11 protein-coding genes are annotated in these 19622 nt (G+C 34.5%); 9 read left to right on the forward strand and 2 right to left on the reverse strand.

Annotation, left to right across the window (positions count from 1 at the left end):
• The first annotated feature begins 258 nt into the window (after nucleotides 1-258).
• The 6 genes from KO493_RS12665 to mazG all read left to right on the forward strand — a co-directional run bounded on the left by KO493_RS12665 (nucleotide 259) and on the right by mazG (nucleotide 13230).
• On the forward strand, nucleotides 259-5754 hold the full coding sequence (locus KO493_RS12665; RefSeq protein WP_216068335.1) for an alpha-2-macroglobulin family protein: 5496 nt from the start codon (nucleotides 259-261) through the stop codon (nucleotides 5752-5754).
• Nucleotides 5755-5770: 16 nt separating this feature from the next.
• Entirely contained in the window at nucleotides 5771-8131 is a 2361-nt protein-coding gene (gene pbpC, locus KO493_RS12670; RefSeq protein WP_216068336.1) for a penicillin-binding protein 1C, read from the forward strand.
• A 180-nt stretch (nucleotides 8132-8311) separates the two neighbouring features.
• Nucleotides 8312-10582, forward strand: a complete 2271-nt coding sequence (locus KO493_RS12675) for an aconitate hydratase (protein WP_216068337.1) — start codon at nucleotides 8312-8314, stop codon at nucleotides 10580-10582.
• Nucleotides 10583-10724: 142 nt separating this feature from the next.
• A complete protein-coding gene (locus tag KO493_RS12680; protein ID WP_216068338.1) occupies nucleotides 10725-11396 on the forward strand; it encodes a Crp/Fnr family transcriptional regulator in 672 nt (223 codons plus the stop codon).
• Nucleotides 11397-11467: 71 nt separating this feature from the next.
• Nucleotides 11468-12346: an anti-sigma factor gene (locus KO493_RS12685; protein ID WP_216068339.1), complete on the forward strand. Its 879-nt coding sequence runs from the start codon at nucleotides 11468-11470 to the stop codon at nucleotides 12344-12346.
• A 110-nt stretch (nucleotides 12347-12456) separates the two neighbouring features.
• On the forward strand, nucleotides 12457-13230 hold the full coding sequence (gene mazG, locus KO493_RS12690; protein ID WP_216068340.1) for a nucleoside triphosphate pyrophosphohydrolase: 774 nt from the start codon (nucleotides 12457-12459) through the stop codon (nucleotides 13228-13230).
• On the opposite strand, the gene KO493_RS12695 is transcribed toward mazG, so the two are convergent.
• Nucleotides 13231-13383 carry an SsrA-binding protein gene (locus KO493_RS12695; RefSeq protein ID WP_216068341.1) on the reverse strand — a complete coding sequence of 51 codons (153 nt, stop codon included), beginning with the start codon at nucleotides 13381-13383 and terminating at the stop codon, nucleotides 13231-13233.
• Nucleotides 13384-13510: 127 nt separating this feature from the next.
• Here KO493_RS12695 and KO493_RS12700 point away from each other — a divergent pair, with 127 nt between their 5' ends.
• The gene (locus tag KO493_RS12700) at nucleotides 13511-14455 is read left to right on the forward strand and encodes a calcium/sodium antiporter (RefSeq protein ID WP_216068342.1); all 945 of its coding nucleotides are present in this window, start codon (nucleotides 13511-13513) and stop codon (nucleotides 14453-14455) included.
• 408 nt (nucleotides 14456-14863) lie between these two features.
• On the opposite strand, the gene KO493_RS12705 is transcribed toward KO493_RS12700, so the two are convergent.
• Entirely contained in the window at nucleotides 14864-15886 is a 1023-nt protein-coding gene (locus KO493_RS12705; protein ID WP_216068343.1) for a glutamine synthetase beta-grasp domain-containing protein, read from the reverse strand.
• A gap of 266 nt (nucleotides 15887-16152) precedes the next feature.
• Between KO493_RS12705 and KO493_RS12710 the strand changes: the two genes are divergently transcribed.
• Both KO493_RS12710 and KO493_RS12715 read left to right on the forward strand, forming a co-directional pair.
• On the forward strand, nucleotides 16153-18339 hold the full coding sequence (locus tag KO493_RS12710) for a glutamine synthetase III family protein (protein WP_216068344.1): 2187 nt from the start codon (nucleotides 16153-16155) through the stop codon (nucleotides 18337-18339).
• Between the two features lie 82 nt (nucleotides 18340-18421).
• Complete coding sequence (locus KO493_RS12715) at nucleotides 18422-19600, forward strand: AIR synthase related protein (protein ID WP_216068345.1); 1179 nt, start codon at nucleotides 18422-18424, stop codon at nucleotides 19598-19600.
• The last annotated feature ends 22 nt before the right edge of the window (nucleotides 19601-19622 follow it).

Here is a 19622-nt window from a genome sequence, read left to right on the forward strand (position 1 = left end):
ATATATTAAAAGCCTGAGTTTTTGCTCAGGCTTTTTTATGTTAAATAGTTTTTTGCTCTTTATTGATATTTTGTTTGGTCTTTTATCTGTTATGCTTAAGATAAATTAAACTTGTATAGTAGTAAGTTTTTAAACAAGTAACAATTGTAGCTTTTATCTTATAAATTGAAAGGTTTTTCATATTTTTGCAAACTTAAAAATAGACATCCTAGTTAATTTAGTGGTCTCACTTAACAATAAACAAACTAACCTTAATTCATGAAATATTTCTCTAGAGTCTTAATGTTTGCGATCCTAGCTCTAAGTGGTTGTAAAGACAATTCCAATGATAACTTAAACAATATTCAGAAATTTAAAGATTATATTTTTGAAGTAACATCTGGTGTAGTATCTTCAAAAACGGAGGTTAATGTTGTTTTAATGAGTCCAATGAAAGATATCTCATCGGAAGTTGAACTGGATAATAGCATTTTAAAAGTTTCTCCAAAAGTACCAGGTAAGGTTGTCGCATTAAACAATAGAACTATAGCTTTTATTCCAGAGCAAAAATTTGAATCGGATACCAGATATACTTTTAAGTTAGACCTAGGTGCGATTCAAGATGTAAGCAATGATTATAAAACCTTTGTTTTCGATATAAAAACAATTAAGCAAGATTTTCAAGTGGTAACTAATAATCTAGAAAGTTACTCTAGAGATTGGCAATACTTAAATGGTACATTACGATCTAGTGATGATATTTTAAAAGCAGTCGCTGAAAAACTTATAAAAGTCAAACAAAAAGGAAAATTATTACCAGTAAAAATACTAACTGAGCCTATAGAAGGAAACTCTTTTAAATTCAAAATAGATAGTATTCAACGTTTTGAAAAAGATAGCCCTATAGAAATAGAGTGGGATGGAAGTGATTTTGATATTGATACAGAAGGTGATTATACTTTTAATATACCAGGAAAAAACAATTTTGAAGTCATAGATATAAATGTTTTTGATGAGAATAAATATGTGGAAATTAATTTTTCAGACCCTGTTAAAAGGAATTTTAATTTAGATGGTTTTATCACAATTGGAGATAGAGATAATTTGTCTTTTTCTATTATTAAAAATGTGGTTAGGGTATATGTTGGAGATATCAAGGAAAGTGAGACACTAACCATACATAGTGGTATTATAAACTTATATGGCTATAAACTTAAGCGCTCTTTAAAAAAGGAAATCACATTTGAAGACATTAAACCTCAAGTGAAATTATTGCAGAATGGTACCATATTACCAACTTCAGAAAATCTTAAATTCAATTTTGAAGCCGTAAACTTAAAAGCTGTTGATATTACAATTATTAAGATTTTTGAAGGTAATATCTTACAGTTTCTTCAAAATAATAATTTAAAAGGAAAAGATGAACTGTTGCGTGTAGCCAGACCAATTGCGAAAAAAACCATTAATTTATCTAAATATGGGACAGATTTATCCAATTGGAAATCATATGCGGTCGATTTAAAAGAAATTATAAATCCAGATCCAGGTGCTATTTACCGTGTAGAATTAAGTTTCAAAAAACAATATTCAAACTTTAAATGCCAAAATGATGATGATAGTGAAATTGTTGAAACCGTTATAAATTACGATCAAGAAGAAACCGAGAATAGTAATTGGGACAATTCATATTATAGTGAAACGGGTAATGAATACCATTGGAGAGCATCAGACAATCCTTGTGAGCATTCGTATTATAGAAATAAAAAGGTTAGTAGTAATATACTGGCATCAAATATTGGAGTTATCGTTAAACAAGGCAGTAATAATAATTATTTTATTGCCGTTAGTGATATCATTACAACAAACCCTATTTCAGATGCCGAAGTTCATTTTTATAATTACCAACAGCAATTAATAGGTAAGCAAAAAACAAATTCTGAAGGAAAATTAACGTTCCCAGCTTCATCAAAGGCATATTTTGCTGTTGTTACAAAAAACAAAATAAGTACCTATGTGAAGTTAAATGATGGAAATGCTTTGTCTGTAAGTAAGTTTGATGTAAATGGAGCCAAATTAAAACGGGGCTTAAAAGGCTTTATTTATGGTGAACGCGGTGTTTGGAGGCCTGGAGACACATTGCATTTATCCTTTATGCTAAATGATAAAAACAATAAGCTGCCAGAAAATCACCCCGTTAAGTTAGAAGTTTTCGAACCTGCTGGTTCTTTGTATTTTTCAGCAGTTAATACCCATGGGTTAAATAACTTTTACAAATTTTTAGTGCCTACAAATTCAGATAGTTATACGGGTTCATGGATGGCCAAAGTTAGTGTTGGAGGCGCCGTTTTTACTAAAAAATTAAGAATAGAATTCATTAAACCTAATAGGCTAAAAATTAAAACGTCAATCCCTGATAAGGTTATTACTAATAGGGAGGTTAATGGAAACCTCGAAGCAACATGGCTACATGGTGCTATTGCTAAAAATTTACAGGCAGATGTTACGGTAACATTCAATTCGATAAAAACTAGTTTTAAAGCTTTTCCTAGTTATGAATTTGATGATCCAACAAAAACCTTTTCAGGAAAAGAACAAACCGTTTTTAACAATACCATTGATAGCGACGGTAAAGCTAAATTTTCATTTCATCCAAGTACAGGTAATAGCGCACCTGGATTACTAAAGGCGACATTTGTTTCTAAAGTATATGAAGAAGGCGGCGATTTCAGTACAGATGCTTTTTCTACCAATTACGCATCATACAGTTCCTATGTCGGTTTATTAACTCCAAAAGGCGATGCGGCTAGAGATATGTTGCTAACTGATACTAAGCATAAATTTGAAATTGCCACCGTAGATGCCTACGGAAAACCAAAAGCTGCCGAAAATATAAAAGCAACTATTTTTAAAGTAAATTATAATTGGTGGTGGAACGAAGATGAAGACAACTTATCTTCTTTCGATACCAGTTCCGATAAAAAGGAAGTATTCTCAGCAACCGTATCTACTAACTCTGTAGGTAAAGGTACCTTTAATTTTGAGTTAAAATACCCTGAATGGGGGCGCTATTTAGTATATGTGTATAATAAAGAATCTGGACATTCAACAGGGAAAACTGTATTTATAGACTGGCCAGGTTGGGCAGGAAAAGCAAGAAAAGGTGATCCTTCAGCGGCAACTATGCTTTCTTTTTCAACTGATAAAACAGATTACAAGGTTGGCGATAAAGCACTTGTTACATTTCCATCATCAGGTTCTGGTAGAGCTTTGGTTACCGTCGAAAATGGTTCGGGAGTTATCAAATCCTTATGGGTAAAGGCAGACAAAGGTGATACAAAGTTTGAGTTACCAATAACAACAGATATGACGCCTAATGTTTACATCAACATTAGCTTGCTGCAAAACCATAATAATACCAAGAACGATTTACCCATACGTATGTTTGGCTTGGCTGGGATCAATGTTGAAAATCCAGAAACTAAGCTTGAACCAAAAATTAATATGCCAGATGTTTTAGCTCCTGAAAAAGACGTTACCATTAAGGTGTCTGAAGCAAAAGGAGTTCCAATGACCTATTCTATTGCAATCGTTGACGAAGGCTTATTAGATTTAACACGCTTTAAAACACCTAATCCTTGGGGTGTTTTTTATCAGAAAGAAGCTTTAGGTGTGAAAACTTGGGATATTTATGATGATGTTATTGGCGCATTTGGCGGAAATATTAATCAGGTTTTTAGCATCGGGGGAGATGGAATGCTTCATGCAAGTAAAAATAAAAAAGCAAACAGATTTAAACCTGTGGTGATTTACAAGGGGCCGTTTAAACTGGATGCTAATAAAACAGAAACGCATAAAATCAAAATACCAAAATACATTGGGGCTGTAAAAACTATGGTCGTTGCTCATAATCCAGACCTCGAGGCGTATGGAAGTTCAGAAAAATCTACTCCAGTGCGTAAGCCATTAATGGTTTTAGCATCTATTGCAAGAAAGGTGGCTCCTGGCGAAAAAGTTAGAATTCCAGTAACGGTTTTTGCTATGGAAAATAAAATTAAAAATGTTAATGTATCTATTAAACTTAATGATGTCTTTAAGATTATAGGAAAGTCTACGAAATCCTTATATTTTTCTAGTCCAGATGAAAAAATGGCCTATTTTGATGTTGAAGTACTTAAAGATGGTATTGGTGAAATTGAGATTCATGTAAATGGTCACGGCGAAAAAGCCTCTTATAAGTTAGAATTAGACGCTTTTAATCCTAACCCCAAATCGCTTGAAACTACAAGTGTGGCTGTTGAACCTAACGGGTTACAAGCCATTACTTTCGATACTTTTGGTGTTGAAGGCACAAATGGGGCTAAATTAGAAATTTCAGCTTTTCCTTCAATCGATTTTACAAGTAGGTTAGAATATTTAATTACTTACCCTCATGGTTGTGTGGAACAAACTACATCTGCCGCTTTTCCGCAGCTTTATATCAATGATATTTTTAAGATTTCTGAAACTAAAAAAGATGAAACTCAGAAAAACATTCAGCATGCTATCGATAAGTTGGCCAAATTTCAAAAGTCTAATGGAGGTTTTTCATATTGGCAAAATCAAAATTATGCAAATGATTGGGCAACAAGTTATGTTGGGCATTTTTTAATTGAAGCTGAGAAAAAAGGTTTTGTTCTACCGCTCAATTTTAAAACCAGATGGGTAAAATACCAAGAGACAGAAGCTAAGCGTTGGAGTACTTCAAGTAATGAATTAGCACAAGCATATCGTTTATACACACTTGCTTTAGCTAAACAAGCCGATAAATCTTCAATGAATAGGTTTCGTGAATTGGCAAATCAAGGTCAATTAAACCATGTTGCTAAATTACGAATTGCAGCAGTATATGCCTTGTCTGGTAAAACTTCTGTTGCCAAAGACTTAATACGTGATTTTGATGTCAATGTTGCCCTAGATAGCATAGAATCAAGTACAAATAATTATGGTTCTAAACAGCGAAATCTAGCCATGATTTTAGAAACCTATGTGCTTTTAGAAGAAAGTTTAAAGGCGAAAACCATTGCGGATAGGATTGCTTCAGAATTATCAAGTAAAACCTATATGAGTACACAAACAACTTCATACTGTCTGTTGGCCATGTCTAAATATGCGACTTACGTCGGAAATAAAGGGATTAACTTGGTTTATAATCTTAACGGAAGTAAAAACGAACCTATTAAAACCAATAAAGCCGTCATACTGGATGGTCTTAAGGTGCATAGCGGCCATAATTCCATTAAAATTGAAAACAAAAATGATAACCTGATATATGTTAGGCTAATTAATGAAGGGATATTACCAATTGGAAGCGAGAGAACAGTTGAAAAGAATATGACTATTAATTTGGCTTTCACCGATAAATCAGGACAGCGTGTAGATGTTTCAAACCTAAGTCAAGGAACAAATTTTGTAGCACATATTGTGTTGGGTAATCACACAGGTTCTAAAGTAAATGATATCGCTTTAAAGGCACTATTTCCTTCAGGTTGGGAGATTGTTAATTCAAGGTTTAATACGGGTTCTAGTTTAAATAGTTCCATGACTCATGAAGATATTAGGGATGATCGTGTTAATTTTTATTTCGATATGGCACCAGGTCAAGAAAAATCATTTAAAGTATTATTAAACGCGTCTTATCTAGGGAGTTATTATTTACCGGGCCTTCAGGCCGAAGCGATGTACAACCCAGATTATTTTGCAAGAAATAAAGGGCAGTGGGTTAAAGTAACCGAATAATTCAAATTTAATTTCAATGAAAAAAGGGCTATTAATTCACTTAAAATATTATTTATTAAATAATAAATTAAAAGCGATTTTGGTGCTTGTAATAGTTGCTGCTTATGCCTTTTGTTTACCAAATAAATTGTTTAACGATCCTACATCTACTATTTTAGAAAGTAGAGATGGTGATCTACTTGGAGCTTTAATCGCCGATGATGGTCAGTGGCGTTTTCCAATTTTAGATGCTGTACCTCCTAAATTTGCGCAGTGCATCACACATTTTGAGGATGCCCACTTTTATAAGCATCCTGGTTTTAACCCAATCTCGATGTTTAAAGCATTAAATGCAAATATAAAAGCAGGAAAGGTGGTTAGGGGAGGTAGTACTATTACACAACAAGTTATTCGATTATCAAGGAAAAATCAATCACGGTCTTATTTTGAGAAAGTAATAGAAATTATTTTAGCTACACGTTTGGAGTTAAGAGATTCCAAGGAGCAAATTTTAAATACTTATGTTTCAAACGCACCATATGGAGGAAATGTGGTGGGATTGGAAGCCGCATCGTGGCGCTATTTTAATATAGCACCTCACAAATTGTCTTGGGGGCAAAGCGCATTATTAGCGGTGTTACCTAACGCACCGAGTTTACTTTATCCTGGTAAAAATGTAGAACCGCTTATAGAAAAAAGAAATAGACTATTAAAAAAGTTGCTAGAATCGAAAGTCATCGATGAAATTACCTATCAGTTATCAATAGAAGAAAACATACCTAGTAAACCTGAAAAATTACCTCAAATAGGGCCGCATTTACTGCAAAATATAGTGAAAACACAAAAAGGAAAACGTGTTAAAAGTTCTATTGACACGTATTTACAAGAATTAGCGTTACAAATTGTTGACAGGCATCACAACCTACAAGCTGAAAATGGCGTTAACAATATGGCGGTATTGATATTGGATGTAAAGAGTAAAAAAGTATTGAGCTATATCGGTAATACAAAGACAACAAAGGCGCATCAAAAAGATGTAAATATCATTTTAGCGCCAAGAAGTACCGGTAGTGTGTTAAAACCGTTTTTATACATGGCCATGTTGGATGCTGGAGATCTATTACCAGAAACATTAATAGCAGATGTGCCAACTACCATTGGAGATTATAAGCCAGAAAATTTCACTTTAAAATATTTAGGTGCCGTGTCTGCTAAGGAGGCCTTAGCGAAATCCTTAAATATTCCTGCAGTTAGAATGTTGAAATCCTTTGGTGTGACAAGGTTTTACGATATTTTACGAAAACTAGACTTGTCGGATATAAACAAAGGTGCAGACCATTACGGCTTATCGGTAATTCTGGGAGGTAGCGAATCTAATTTATGGGACATATGTAATGCGTACAGCAACTTAGCAGGTACTTTAAATCATTTTAATGAAAATTCTAGTCAGTATTATACTAATGAATATCAAAAATCAGGTTTTTCAAGCGATTCTAAAACGGATTTAGGAGCCTTTAATTTTGACAAAGAAATTTTTAACGCGGGAAGTATTTATTTTGGTTTTGAAGCGATGAAAGAATTAAATCGACCAGGTATTGATAATTCTTGGCGTTATTTCGAGTCCGCGCAAGAAATAGCCTGGAAAACAGGAACCAGTTTTGGTAATCGTGATGCTTGGAGTGTTGGCGTTACATCAAATTATGTAGTGGGTGTTTGGGTAGGCAATGCCGATGGTGAGGGCAGGCCAGGAATGACGGGTGTTTCTGCAGCCGCACCAGTCATGTTTGATTTGTTTGATGTGTTGCCAAAATCGGAATGGTTTTTAACACCATTAGATGATGTAATAGAAGCCAAAATTTGCACGAATAGCGGACAATTAGCCTCAGATATTTGTCCGTTTACAGTAAAGCAAGTACCAGCAAAAGGATTAGATACCGATTTATGTCAATACCACAAGCTAGTATATTTGAATAAAGACCAAACCCATAGAGTGAATGCCTCTTGTGAAAGGTTGGGTGACATGGTTAAATCCTCTCATTTCGTATTGCCTCCATTAATGGCATGGTATTATAAGCGTAATAATTCAGATTACAAATATTTACCACCTTTAAAAGATGGTTGTGAGGGAGAAGAAACTCCGGTGATGGCATTTACAGAACCTTTAAATACAAATACCATAATTATACCTAAAGGGATTACAGGAGAAAGGAATAAAATTGTTTTTAAAATTGCACATACCAATCCTGAAGCTCAAATTTATTGGTATTTGGATGATACTTTTTTGAAATCCACTCAAAATTTTAATGAAATCGCCATCGGCTTAACTTCTGGATTTCATCGTGTAACAGCATTAGATGAAAATGGACGTTCTATAATAAAGAAGTTTAATGTGAAATAAGCTCAGTTTAGTATATAAGATTTACTATTTAATAAAATTTTTGATACGTATTATTGAAAAAACTAACATGCTATTGATAGCGCTCATTATTAGTTTATTAGAGCAAAAAAGGCTCTTTTTTAATCCTCCTATATTTCGTACCTTGTATTAATTGTTTAACGAAACTTAAAATTTTATTTTATGGCATTTGATATTGATATGATAAAGAGTGTTTACAGCAATATGGCAGAGCGTGTAAACAAGGCTCGTGAGCTTGTTGGTAAACCACTAACGCTCTCAGAAAAGATATTATATTCCCACCTTTGGGATGGAAATCCAACAAGAATTTTCGTAAGAGGCAAAGATTATGTTGATTTTGCGCCAGATAGAATCGCGTGTCAAGACGCAACAGCTCAAATGGCATTGTTGCAATTTATGCAAGCTGGAAAACCTAAGGTTGCTGTGCCTACAACGGTACATTGCGATCACTTAATTCAAGCAAAAGAAGGTGCTGCTAAAGATTTAAAACACGCGAACAGCGTTAGTAGTGAAGTATTTCAGTTTTTAGAGTCCGTTTCTAATAAATATGGCATTGGTTTTTGGAAACCTGGTGCAGGTATTATTCATCAAGTGGTGCTAGAAAACTATGCATTCCCAGGAGGTATGATGATTGGTACAGATTCACATACTGTAAATGCAGGAGGATTAGGTATGGTAGCCATTGGCGTAGGTGGTGCCGACGCCGTAGATGTCATGGCCGGAATGGCTTGGGAACTTAAATTTCCAAAATTAATTGGGGTTAAATTAACTGGAAAATTATCGGGTTGGACGGCGCCAAAAGATGTTATTTTAAAAGTAGCTGAAATTCTAACCGTAAAAGGAGGAACAGGGGCGATTGTTGAATATTTTGGACCTGGAGCAACAGCGATGTCTTGTACAGGAAAAGGAACTATTTGTAATATGGGGGCTGAAATCGGTGCTACAACGTCAACGTTTGGTTACGATGAATCTATGGAACGTTATTTACGTGCTACGGATAGAGCGGATATTGCAGACGCTGCAAACAAAGTTAAAGCACATTTAACTGGAGATGATGAAGTTTATACGAACCCAGAACACTATTTTGATGAAGTTATTGAAATCAATCTAACGGAACTAGGACCTTTATTAAACGGACCATTTACGCCAGATTTATCTACGGAAGTTGGGGCTTCAATGACTGAAAAAGCAAAAGCTAATGAATGGCCAATAAAAGTGGAATGGGGGTTAATTGGATCCTGTACCAACTCTTCTTATGAAGATTTATCAAGAGCGTCCTCAATTGCACAACAAGCCTTAGATAAAGGTTTGAAAATGAAATCTGAATTAGGAATTAATCCAGGATCTGAGCAGGTACGTTATACAGCCGATCGCGATGGTATCCTTGGGATATTCGAAAAGTTAGACGCTAAAATATTTACGAATGCTTGTGGTCCATGTATCGGACAATGGGCAAGATATAGTGACCCTAAAAATGCACCAAAAAATAGTATTGTACATTCTTTCAATAGAAATTTTGCCAAACGTGCCGATGGAAACCCTAATACACATGCCTTTGTGGCTTCACCTGAAATTACCGCAGCAATAGCTATTGCCGGACGATTAGATTTTAACCCTATTACAGATAAATTAATTAATGAAGATGGGCAAGAAGTGATGTTTGACGAACCTACAGGGTGGGAATTGCCTCCAAAAGGTTTTGAAGTTAAAGATAATGGGTATTTAGCACCAGAGAAAGATGGAAGTCATGTTGAGGTTAAAGTGAGTGAAACATCAGAAAGACTTCAACTTTTAACACCTTTTGAGCCTATAGGAAACAAAATTGAGGGTGCTAAATTATTAATTAAAGCCTTTGGGAAATGTACGACAGATCATATATCTATGGCTGGACCTTGGTTACGTTTTCGTGGTCATTTAGATAATATTTCTAACAATTGTTTAATTGGTGCAGTTAATGCATATAATGACAAAACAAACTTTGTTAAAAATCAACTTACAGGCGATTATGGTGGTGTGCCAGATACGGCAAGAGCTTATAAAGCGGCTGGAATTAAAACTATCGTGGTAGGTGATCATAATTATGGGGAAGGTTCTTCTCGTGAGCATGCTGCAATGGAACCAAGACATTTAGGAGTTGCCGCAGTAATTGTAAAATCGTTTGCGCGTATTCATGAAACAAATCTTAAAAAGCAGGGGATGTTAGGTTTAACTTTTGTGAATGAAGCAGATTATGATTTAATTAAAGAAGATGATACCTTTAATTTTTTAGATTTAAATGAATTTGCACCCGATAAACCATTAACATTGGAGGCCGTTCATGCCGATGGTTCTAAAGATGTTATTTCTCTAAATCACACATACAACGCGGCTCAAATTGCTTGGTATAATGAAGGTTCTGCTTTAAATTTAATTAAGAAACAAAACGTTTCCTAAAGTTATAAACTGTAAAAATCATAGGCGACTGAAGCAAGTTTAGTATCAGCATCACATTATTTAAAAAAGGTTATCTGAAAAGGTGACCTTTTTTTGTAAGTAAAAACTGTTTAATACGTCAAACTTTATAAAACTAAATTTTATGAAGAACATATGGTATTTAGATGACGTCAATGTTTTTAAAATTTTATGTCCGCATAAATTCAAATCTTATAAAGACTGTCATAATTTTGACCATTATAATCTTAAGGAATATGTTTACTCTGAACAAGACCATTCCAGTAAAATGTTCCTTATCGTAAAGGGGAAAGTTAGAATAGGGTATTATTCCGCTGAAGGACATGAAGTGGTAAAAGCTGTTTTAACCAAAGGAGATGTTTTTGGAGAAAAAGCTATTTTAGGCGAGGAATTACGGAATGAATTTGCTCAAGTTCTACAAAAAGATACTGTAATTTGTTCAATGAAAGTTTCAGTTTTGCACGATCTTATGCGTGAAAATAAAACCTTTTCCTTGAAAATTTATAAATTAATCAACTTCAGAATAAGGAAATTAGAACGTAGACTACAACTCTTACTTTTTAAAGATGTTCGCACACGTTTGATGGAATTTCTACAAGAACTTTGTGATGAATATGGTGTGTGTTGTGAAAAAACAGGAGGTGTAAAAATTAGCCACCCCTATACACAAAAAGATATGGCGAGTTTAATTGGCACATCAAGACCTACTATAAATTTAATCATGAACGAACTTCGGGAAGAAAAACTCATTGATTTTAATAGAAAAGAGATTTTAGTTTACAAAAAAGTGGGCTAATGTAAGCTAGCTAACTTTTTTTATCATTTTTGGATTCTATTTTTGGGTTAAAACCTAAAAACAAAAACATTATGATTAAGAATTTAAAATTATTAGCCTTATGCGTTCTTACCTTAAGTTTATCTTATTGTTCGAACGACGACGACAACGGACCCAGTAAATCAGATTTAACTTTAGATATTAATGGTTTAGAAGACCTAGGCTCAGATTTTGTCTATGAAGGATGGATTATGGTGGATGCAAGTCCGCAAACTACAGGTAGATTTTCAGTAAATGATAGCGGTGATTTGTCTAAAACTAGTTTTGCGCTAGATAGCGATGATTTAGCAGCTGCTACAGCCTTTATTTTAACCATTGAACCAGCCGTAGGAGATGATCCCGCTCCAAGTGATACACACTTAATTGCTGGAGATTTTTCAGGAGATATGGGTGCTTTAACTATAGCTCATGGTGCTGCATTAGGAGATGATTTCAATACGGCGGCTGGAGATTATATTTTGGCAACACCCACAAACGGATCTAACAATGATGAGAAAAGTGGGATATGGTTTTTAGACTTAAACTCTGGAAGTCCAGCAGTTGGATTAGATTTACCAGTTTTACCTGCAGGGTGGAAGTATGAAGGTTGGGCTGTGCAAGGACAACCAATCACCACAGGTACTTTTTTAAATGTCGATGCAGCTGATGATTTCGATGAATTTAGTGGTGGTATGTCAGGTCCTCCATTTCCTGGAGAAGATTTCCTAGTCAATGCACCATCAGGATTAGCCTTTCCTTTAGATTTATCGGGTGGAACAGCTGTGATTTCTATCGAGCCAGACCCAGATAATAGTCCGGCTCCATTTTTATTAAAACCCTTAGTTGGAGCAATTCTTAGTGATGCTGTAGATCATGTAACCTATCCTATGACACCAAATTTAAACTTCCCAACAGGAACTGTTTCTAGATAAATTGCAAAGTCAAATTAGCATTGAAAAGCAGTCCGAATGGGCTGCTTTTTTTTGTTTATAGCTTTTCAATTAGAAATTTTAATAATTGTATTTTTACAAAAATTCTTCACATGAATACAAGAGAAAATCAACTAAAAGCTTTCGATCGTTTACTTACTATTATGGATGAACTACGTGAGCAATGTCCTTGGGATAAAAAGCAAACCATGGAAACTTTAAGGCATTTAACAATTGAAGAAACTTACGAACTTGGTGATGCGATTTTAGATAAGGATTTAGAGGAAGTGAAAAAAGAATTAGGAGACGTGCTTTTACATATCGTATTCTATTCTAAAATTGGTAGTGAAACTAGCGATTTCGATATAGCCGATGTTTGTAACAGTATTTGTGAAAAGTTAATTCACAGGCACCCACATATTTATAGTGATGTAAAAGTTAAAAATGAAGAAGATGTTAAAAGAAACTGGGAGAATTTAAAACTTAAAGAAGGAAAGAAAAGTGTTTTAGAAGGTGTACCAAAAAGTTTACCAGCTCTAGTGAAAGCGAATCGCATTCAGGAAAAAGTAGCCGGTGTTGGTTTCGATTGGGAAGCTCCTGAGCAAGTTTGGGAAAAAGTAGAAGAAGAGCTAAGTGAATTTAAGGATGAGGTTGTTTCAGGAAACCAGGATGCCATGGAAAGTGAATTTGGCGATGTGCTGTTTTCAATGATCAATTATGCGAGATTTTTAAAAATTAATCCAGAAAATGCTTTAGAACGTACCAATAAAAAATTTCAAAAGCGTTTTCAGTATTTAGAAAGTAAGGCCAAAAGTTTAAACAAACCATTAAGTGATATGACCTTAGCCGAAATGGATGTGTTTTGGGAAGAGGCTAAATCACTATAATTAATCTAAAGCTCGTTTGGTAACATACCAACGCCAACCGATGATGGCCATTTGAAATTTATTAGCTTTAGAAATGTCTAATTTCTGTTTAGAATAGCTAGGGAGTACAGCCTTATTAATTGTTGCTAATAACTTAAAAAGTTGTTTTTTCATAAAACAAAAATAGTAAAACTTATTTAGCATAATAGTCCAGGATAATTTGGTTTGTGGTTATATAAAAATTTCATTGAGCATGGTGTAACAGTTGGTGTTATATTATCTTCGCATTAAAAAATATTTTATGAGTATACTTTGGGTGGCCCTTGGTTTTATTTTATTAGTTGTAGGAGGCGAGTTTTTGGTGCGTGCTTCGGTGGCATTATCCTTTAAATTTAATATTTCTAAAATGGTTATTGGAATGACTGTCGTGTCATTCGCAACATCAGCTCCAGAATTATTGGTAAGCTTGCAAGCGGCACTTTCAGGGTCGCCCGCTATTGCCATTAATAATGTCATAGGGTCCAATATTGCGAATATTGGTCTGGTGTTAGGAATAACTGCTTTGGTTACGGTCATTGATGTAGATAAATCGTTTTATAAGCTGAATTGGCCAGCGATGATGCTGTTTTCCATGGTGTTATTTTATTTTTTGAAAAATGACAATGTATTATCAGCCCTTGAGGGTGCTATATTGTTTGGCGGACTTGTTCTGTTTTTAGTTGTATTGATTAAAAACGCAAAAAAGGATATTGTTGTTGAGGAAGTCGATGATTCTTTAGCTGTAGTTTCAAATTTTAAAATCATTATCTGGTTATTAATCGGAGCAACGGCTCTTTATTTTGGTAGTGATTGGCTAGTTGAAGGTTCTAAAGAAATCGCAATTTCTATGGGAGTAAGTGAAGCCGTTATAGGTGTTTCTCTTATTGCGATAGGAACCAGCGTACCAGAATTAGCGGCTTCTGTAATTGCTGCAGCAAAACAAGAAAAAGCCATTTCATTAGGGAATTTAATAGGTTCCAATATTTTCAATATCGGTTCGGTTTTGGGGTTAACGGCATTAGTAAAGCCGATCCCAGTTAACGCTCCAGAAATTCTTTCAAATGATATTTTTTGGATGTTAGGCTTTGCGGCTGTTTTAGTGCCACTAGTATTCCTTCCTTTAAAATTAAAAATAACACGATTTAAAGGTTTCGCATTAGTGGCGGCTTATGGCGTATTTATGTTTTTGATTTTTACGAATAAGTAGTGTTGGAGTTACATTAGGAGGCCTAATCAAGCTGTTTCGTAGTAACAAGCAGAAGCTCAGCGTTTATTTGGGATAACACGCGTTATTTAAAGAGTGTATTTTCAAGAATAAGAAATAGACCTCAATTTATTGTGTGTAGAATGTAATTATGGAAGTCCGAGTTACAAACTCGAACTAGTGAATACTGAGAAAAATCTGTGAAAACCCTTGAAATCTGTGTCTGAAATTTTCTCAGCGGAACTCTGTGTATTCCTTTGTGTCACTCTGCGTAAAAACTAAAAAACACCACAACAACTGCGAATGATCCTTTACTAAAATAATCAGAAGGTATTGTATAAAAAAATAAAAGGCTAACATGTTATCATGTTAGCCTTTTATTATGAACAAAATGTTTTATAACATTAAGAATTAAACCTTAGCAGTTTTAACTGTTTTGATAATTCTTGCAGCAATTTTGTATGGATCTCCATTAGAAGCAGGTCTTCTGTCTTCTAACCATCCTTTGTATCCGTTTTCTACAGCGATAATTGGAATACGAATTGACGCTCCTCTATCTGAAACTCCCCAAGAGAAATCTGTAATAGCAGCAGTTTCGTGTAATCCAGTTAAACGTTGGTCGTTAAACTCACCGTAAACAGCAATATGTTCTTTTACGAAAGGTCTGAAAGACTCACAAATAGCAGCGTAAATTTCTTTACTACCACAAGTTCTTAAAGTGGTGTTAGAGAAGTTTGCGTGCATACCTGAACCATTCCAGTCCATATCTTTACCTAATGGTTTTGGGTGATACTCAATATAGTAACCATACTTTTCAGTTAAACGGTCTAGTAAATATCTAGCGATCCAAATTTCGTCTCCAGCTTTCTTAGCACCTTTTGCAAATAATTGGAATTCCCATTGTCCAGAAGCAACCTCTTGGTTAATTCCTTCAAAGTTTAATCCAGCATCGATACATAAATCAGCATGCTCTTCAACTAAATCTCTACCGTGAGTGTTTTTACCACCAACTGAGCAATAGTACATACCTTGTGGAGCAGGGTAACCACCAACAGGGAATCCTAATGGTAATTGTGTTGCTGTATCCATGATAAAGTATTCTTGTTCAAAACCAAACCAGAAATCATCATCCTCATCATCAATTGTAGCTCTACCGTTAGAAACGTGTGGAGTACCATCAGCATTCATAACTTCAGTCATTACTAAATAACCATTGATTCTATCAGGATCAGGGTAAATAGCAACAGGAACTAATAAACAATCAGAAGATCCACCTTCAGCTTGTTTTGTTGAAGATCCGTCAAAAGACCAGTTTCCTATTTCTTCTAAAGTTCCTTGAAAGTTTTCATGCTCTTCTACCTTTGTCTTACTTCTCAAATTTTGAGTAGGGAAGTAACCATCTAACCAAAGGTATTCTAATTTAATTTTTGCCATAATAAATATTTAATAAATGAAATATTAGTAATAATATCACAAATATAAATTTTTATGTATTTAATTGAAATTTATAGGGGGTCTTTTAACTAATAGCTAACATGTTTTTATTTATACCCTATTTTTTTAAGGTATATCCAGAAAAAAGTTTAAATTTTTATGTAAATACTGAAAAAGTGTTAACAATAAAATCTAAGATGAAACCTTATTTTTAGTAAAAGCTGACTATTTTTGCGTTATAATTCATTTATCAAAGTTTTAATAAAATGTCAACACTTAGATTTCACGCTATAAAAGAATCGTTAGCCTATAGACCTGTTAAAATTGTAGAAGAGGAGCGTCGATCTGAATTGTTTGGTCAAAATGTGTTTAATTTAAATGCTATGCGTCAGTATTTAACTAATGATGCATTTTTGGGGGTTAAAAACGCCATTCAATTTGGGAAAAAAATTGATAGAAATATAGCCGATCAAGTGGCTTCTTCAATGAAAGACTGGGCGTTATCTAAGCATGTAACACATTACACCCACTGGTTTCAACCGCTAACCGGTGCAACTGCAGAAAAACATGATGCTTTTTTTGAAACAATAGGTGATGATTTATCAATTGAAAAATTTGGAGGCTCTCAATTGGTTCAGCAAGAACCAGACGCATCTAGTTTCCCACATGGAGGTATTAGAAACACTTTTGAAGCCAGAGGATATACCGCCTGGGATCCTACATCGCCAGCATTTATTTACGGAACAACACTTTGTATTCCAACAATTTTTGTGGCTTATACTGGAGAAGCCTTAGATTATAAAACACCACTTTTACGCGCACTGAGTGCCGTTGATGAAGCAGCTACCGCGGTTTGTAAATATTTTGATAAAAACGTAAAAAAAGTAACATCTTCATTAGGATGGGAACAAGAATATTTTCTAATCGATAAAATGTTAGCAGCCAGTCGTCCAGATATTATGTTAACAGGACGTACTTTATTGGGGCATTCATCTGCGAAAGGGCAACAGCTTGATGATCATTATTTTGGTTCAATTCCTAGTAGGGCATTGAATTTTATGAAGGATTTGGAAAAAGAATGCATGCTTCTAGGGATACCCGTAAAAACAAGACATAATGAAGTGGCTCCCAATCAATTTGAAGTGGCTCCTATTTTTGAAGAGGCCAATTTAGCAGTCGATCATAATTCCTTATTAATGGATATTATGGGGCGTGTGGCTGCTAGGCACAATTTTAAAGTGCTACTTCATGAAAAGCCATTTGCAGGTGTAAATGGTTCAGGTAAGCATAATAACTGGTCGCTTTCAACAGACACTGGTGTTAATTTGTTGGCACCAGGGAAAACGCCAATGAGTAGTTTGCAGTTCTTGACATTTTTTATAAATACCATAAAAGCAGTACATAAACATGAAGCGCTATTAAGAGCCGTAATTGCATCGGCAAGTAATGACCATAGGCTAGGAGCCAATGAAGCGCCTCCGGCAATTATTTCAGTATTTATTGGAGAGCAATTAAAAAAGGTTCTAGAGGAACTTGAAGGCGTGACAAAGGGGAAATTGTCACCAAAAGAAAAAACGGAATTGAAACTGAACGTAGTTGGTAAAATTCCGGATGTTTTGTTGGATAATACCGATAGAAATAGAACTTCTCCTTTTGCATTTACAGGCAATAAATTCGAATTTAGAGCCGTAGGATCTATGGCTAATTGTGGAAATCCGATGACGGTTTTAAATACCATTGTCGCAAAACAATTAAAAGATTTTAAAAAGGAAGTTGATGCTTTAATTGATAAAAAGGACTTAAAGAAAGACGAAGCCGTTTTCAATGTTTTGAGAGAATATATTAAATCTACTAAAGATATTTTATTTGAAGGAAACAGCTATGGAGAAGCATGGGAAGCAGAAGCAAAAAAACGTGGTTTAAGCAATAGTAAAACGACACCAGAGGCATTAAAAGCGCAAATTTCGAAAGAAAGCATTGCGTTATTTGAGGAAATGAATGTGATGAGCGCTATTGAAACTAAGGCGCGTTACGAAATTGAAATTGAATCCTATATCATGCATATACAAATTGAAAGTCGTGTTTTAGCCGATATCGCAAGAAATCATATTGTACCAACTGCTGTTAAATATCAGAATGTGCTAATTGAAAATGTGAAAGGATTAAAAGATATTTTTGAAAAGAAATATTTAAATGTTTCGAAAGAACAAATCACTTTAATAGAAGAGATTTCTAATCATATAGAAGGTATTAATTCGAACGTTACCAAAATGGTGGACGAGCGAAGAAGTGCTAATAAGCTTACGGTTATGGATAAGAGAGCTGAAGCTTATAGTCAAAAAGTCATGCCTTTATTTGATGATATTCGATACCATTGTGATAAGCTAGAACTACTAGTGGATGACGAAATTTGGCCATTAACTAAATACAGAGAACTATTATTTACTAGATAGTCCATAAATCTTATAAAATCCTGCTTCAAAAAAGCGGGATTTTTTAATTCAAAGAAGTAAATTTGCAACACAATTTTATATTATGAGTCAAGAGGTTTCAAAACGATACGCACAACGTGGTGTTTCTGCGTCAAAAGAAGATGTACACAATGCTATTAAGAACATAGACAAAGGTTTATTTCCAAAAGCATTTTGTAAAATAGTTCCAGATTATTTAACAAACGATGATGATTATTGTTTAGTTATGCATGCAGATGGTGCAGGAACTAAATCGTCTTTAGCCTATATGTATTGGAAAGAAACTGGAGATGTTTCTGTATGGAAAGGTATAGCTCAAGATGCATTAATCATGAATATCGATGATTTATTATGTATTGGTGCAACCGATAATATCATGTTGTCTTCAACTATTGGAAGAAATAAAAATTTAATTCCAGGAGAAGTGCTTTCTGCTATTATAAATGGTACAGAAGAACTTCTTGAAGATTTGAAATCTTTTGGAGTGACTATTCATTCAACAGGTGGTGAAACTGCCGATGTAGGTGATTTAGTGAGAACAATTATTGTAGATTCTACAGTTACAGCTCGTATGAAACGTAGCGATGTCATTGATAACGCTAACATAAAAGCAGGTGATGTTATTGTAGGTTTAGAAAGTTTTGGCCAAGCTACCTACGAAAAGGAATATAATGGCGGAATGGGAAGTAACGGTTTAACTTCTGCACGTCATGATGTATTCCATAAATATTTGGCTGAAAAATACCCTGAAAGTTTTGATGCTTCGGTACCTGAAGACTTAGTGTATTCTGGTGGTGTAAAATTAACAGATGCTGTTAAGGGTGCTCCAATCGATGCTGGAAAACTAGTGTTATCACCAACACGTACTTATGCACCAATTATTAAAAAAATTCTATCGGAATACAATAGTGAAAATATTCATGGTATGGTACATTGTTCTGGAGGGGCTCAAACTAAAATTCTTCATTTTGTAGATCAGTTCCATATTGTAAAAGACGATATGTTTCCAATTCCACCGTTATTCAAATTAATACAGGAACAATCCAAAACAGATTGGAAAGAGATGTATCAAGTTTTTAACTGTGGTCATCGTATGGAATTATATGTGACACCTGAAGTAGCAGAAGATATTATAGCGATTTCTAAATCGTTTAATGTTGATGCGAAGGTTATTGGTAAGGTAGAAGCATCCGAAGAAAAAAAGCTTACAATAAAATCAGAGTTTGGTGAGTTTACTTATTAAATAATTTTGTGTCTTTTGGTTA

The sequence above is a fragment of the Pseudotamlana agarivorans genome (assembly GCF_018860245.1).
Taxonomy (GTDB): domain Bacteria; phylum Bacteroidota; class Bacteroidia; order Flavobacteriales; family Flavobacteriaceae; genus Pseudotamlana; species Pseudotamlana agarivorans_A.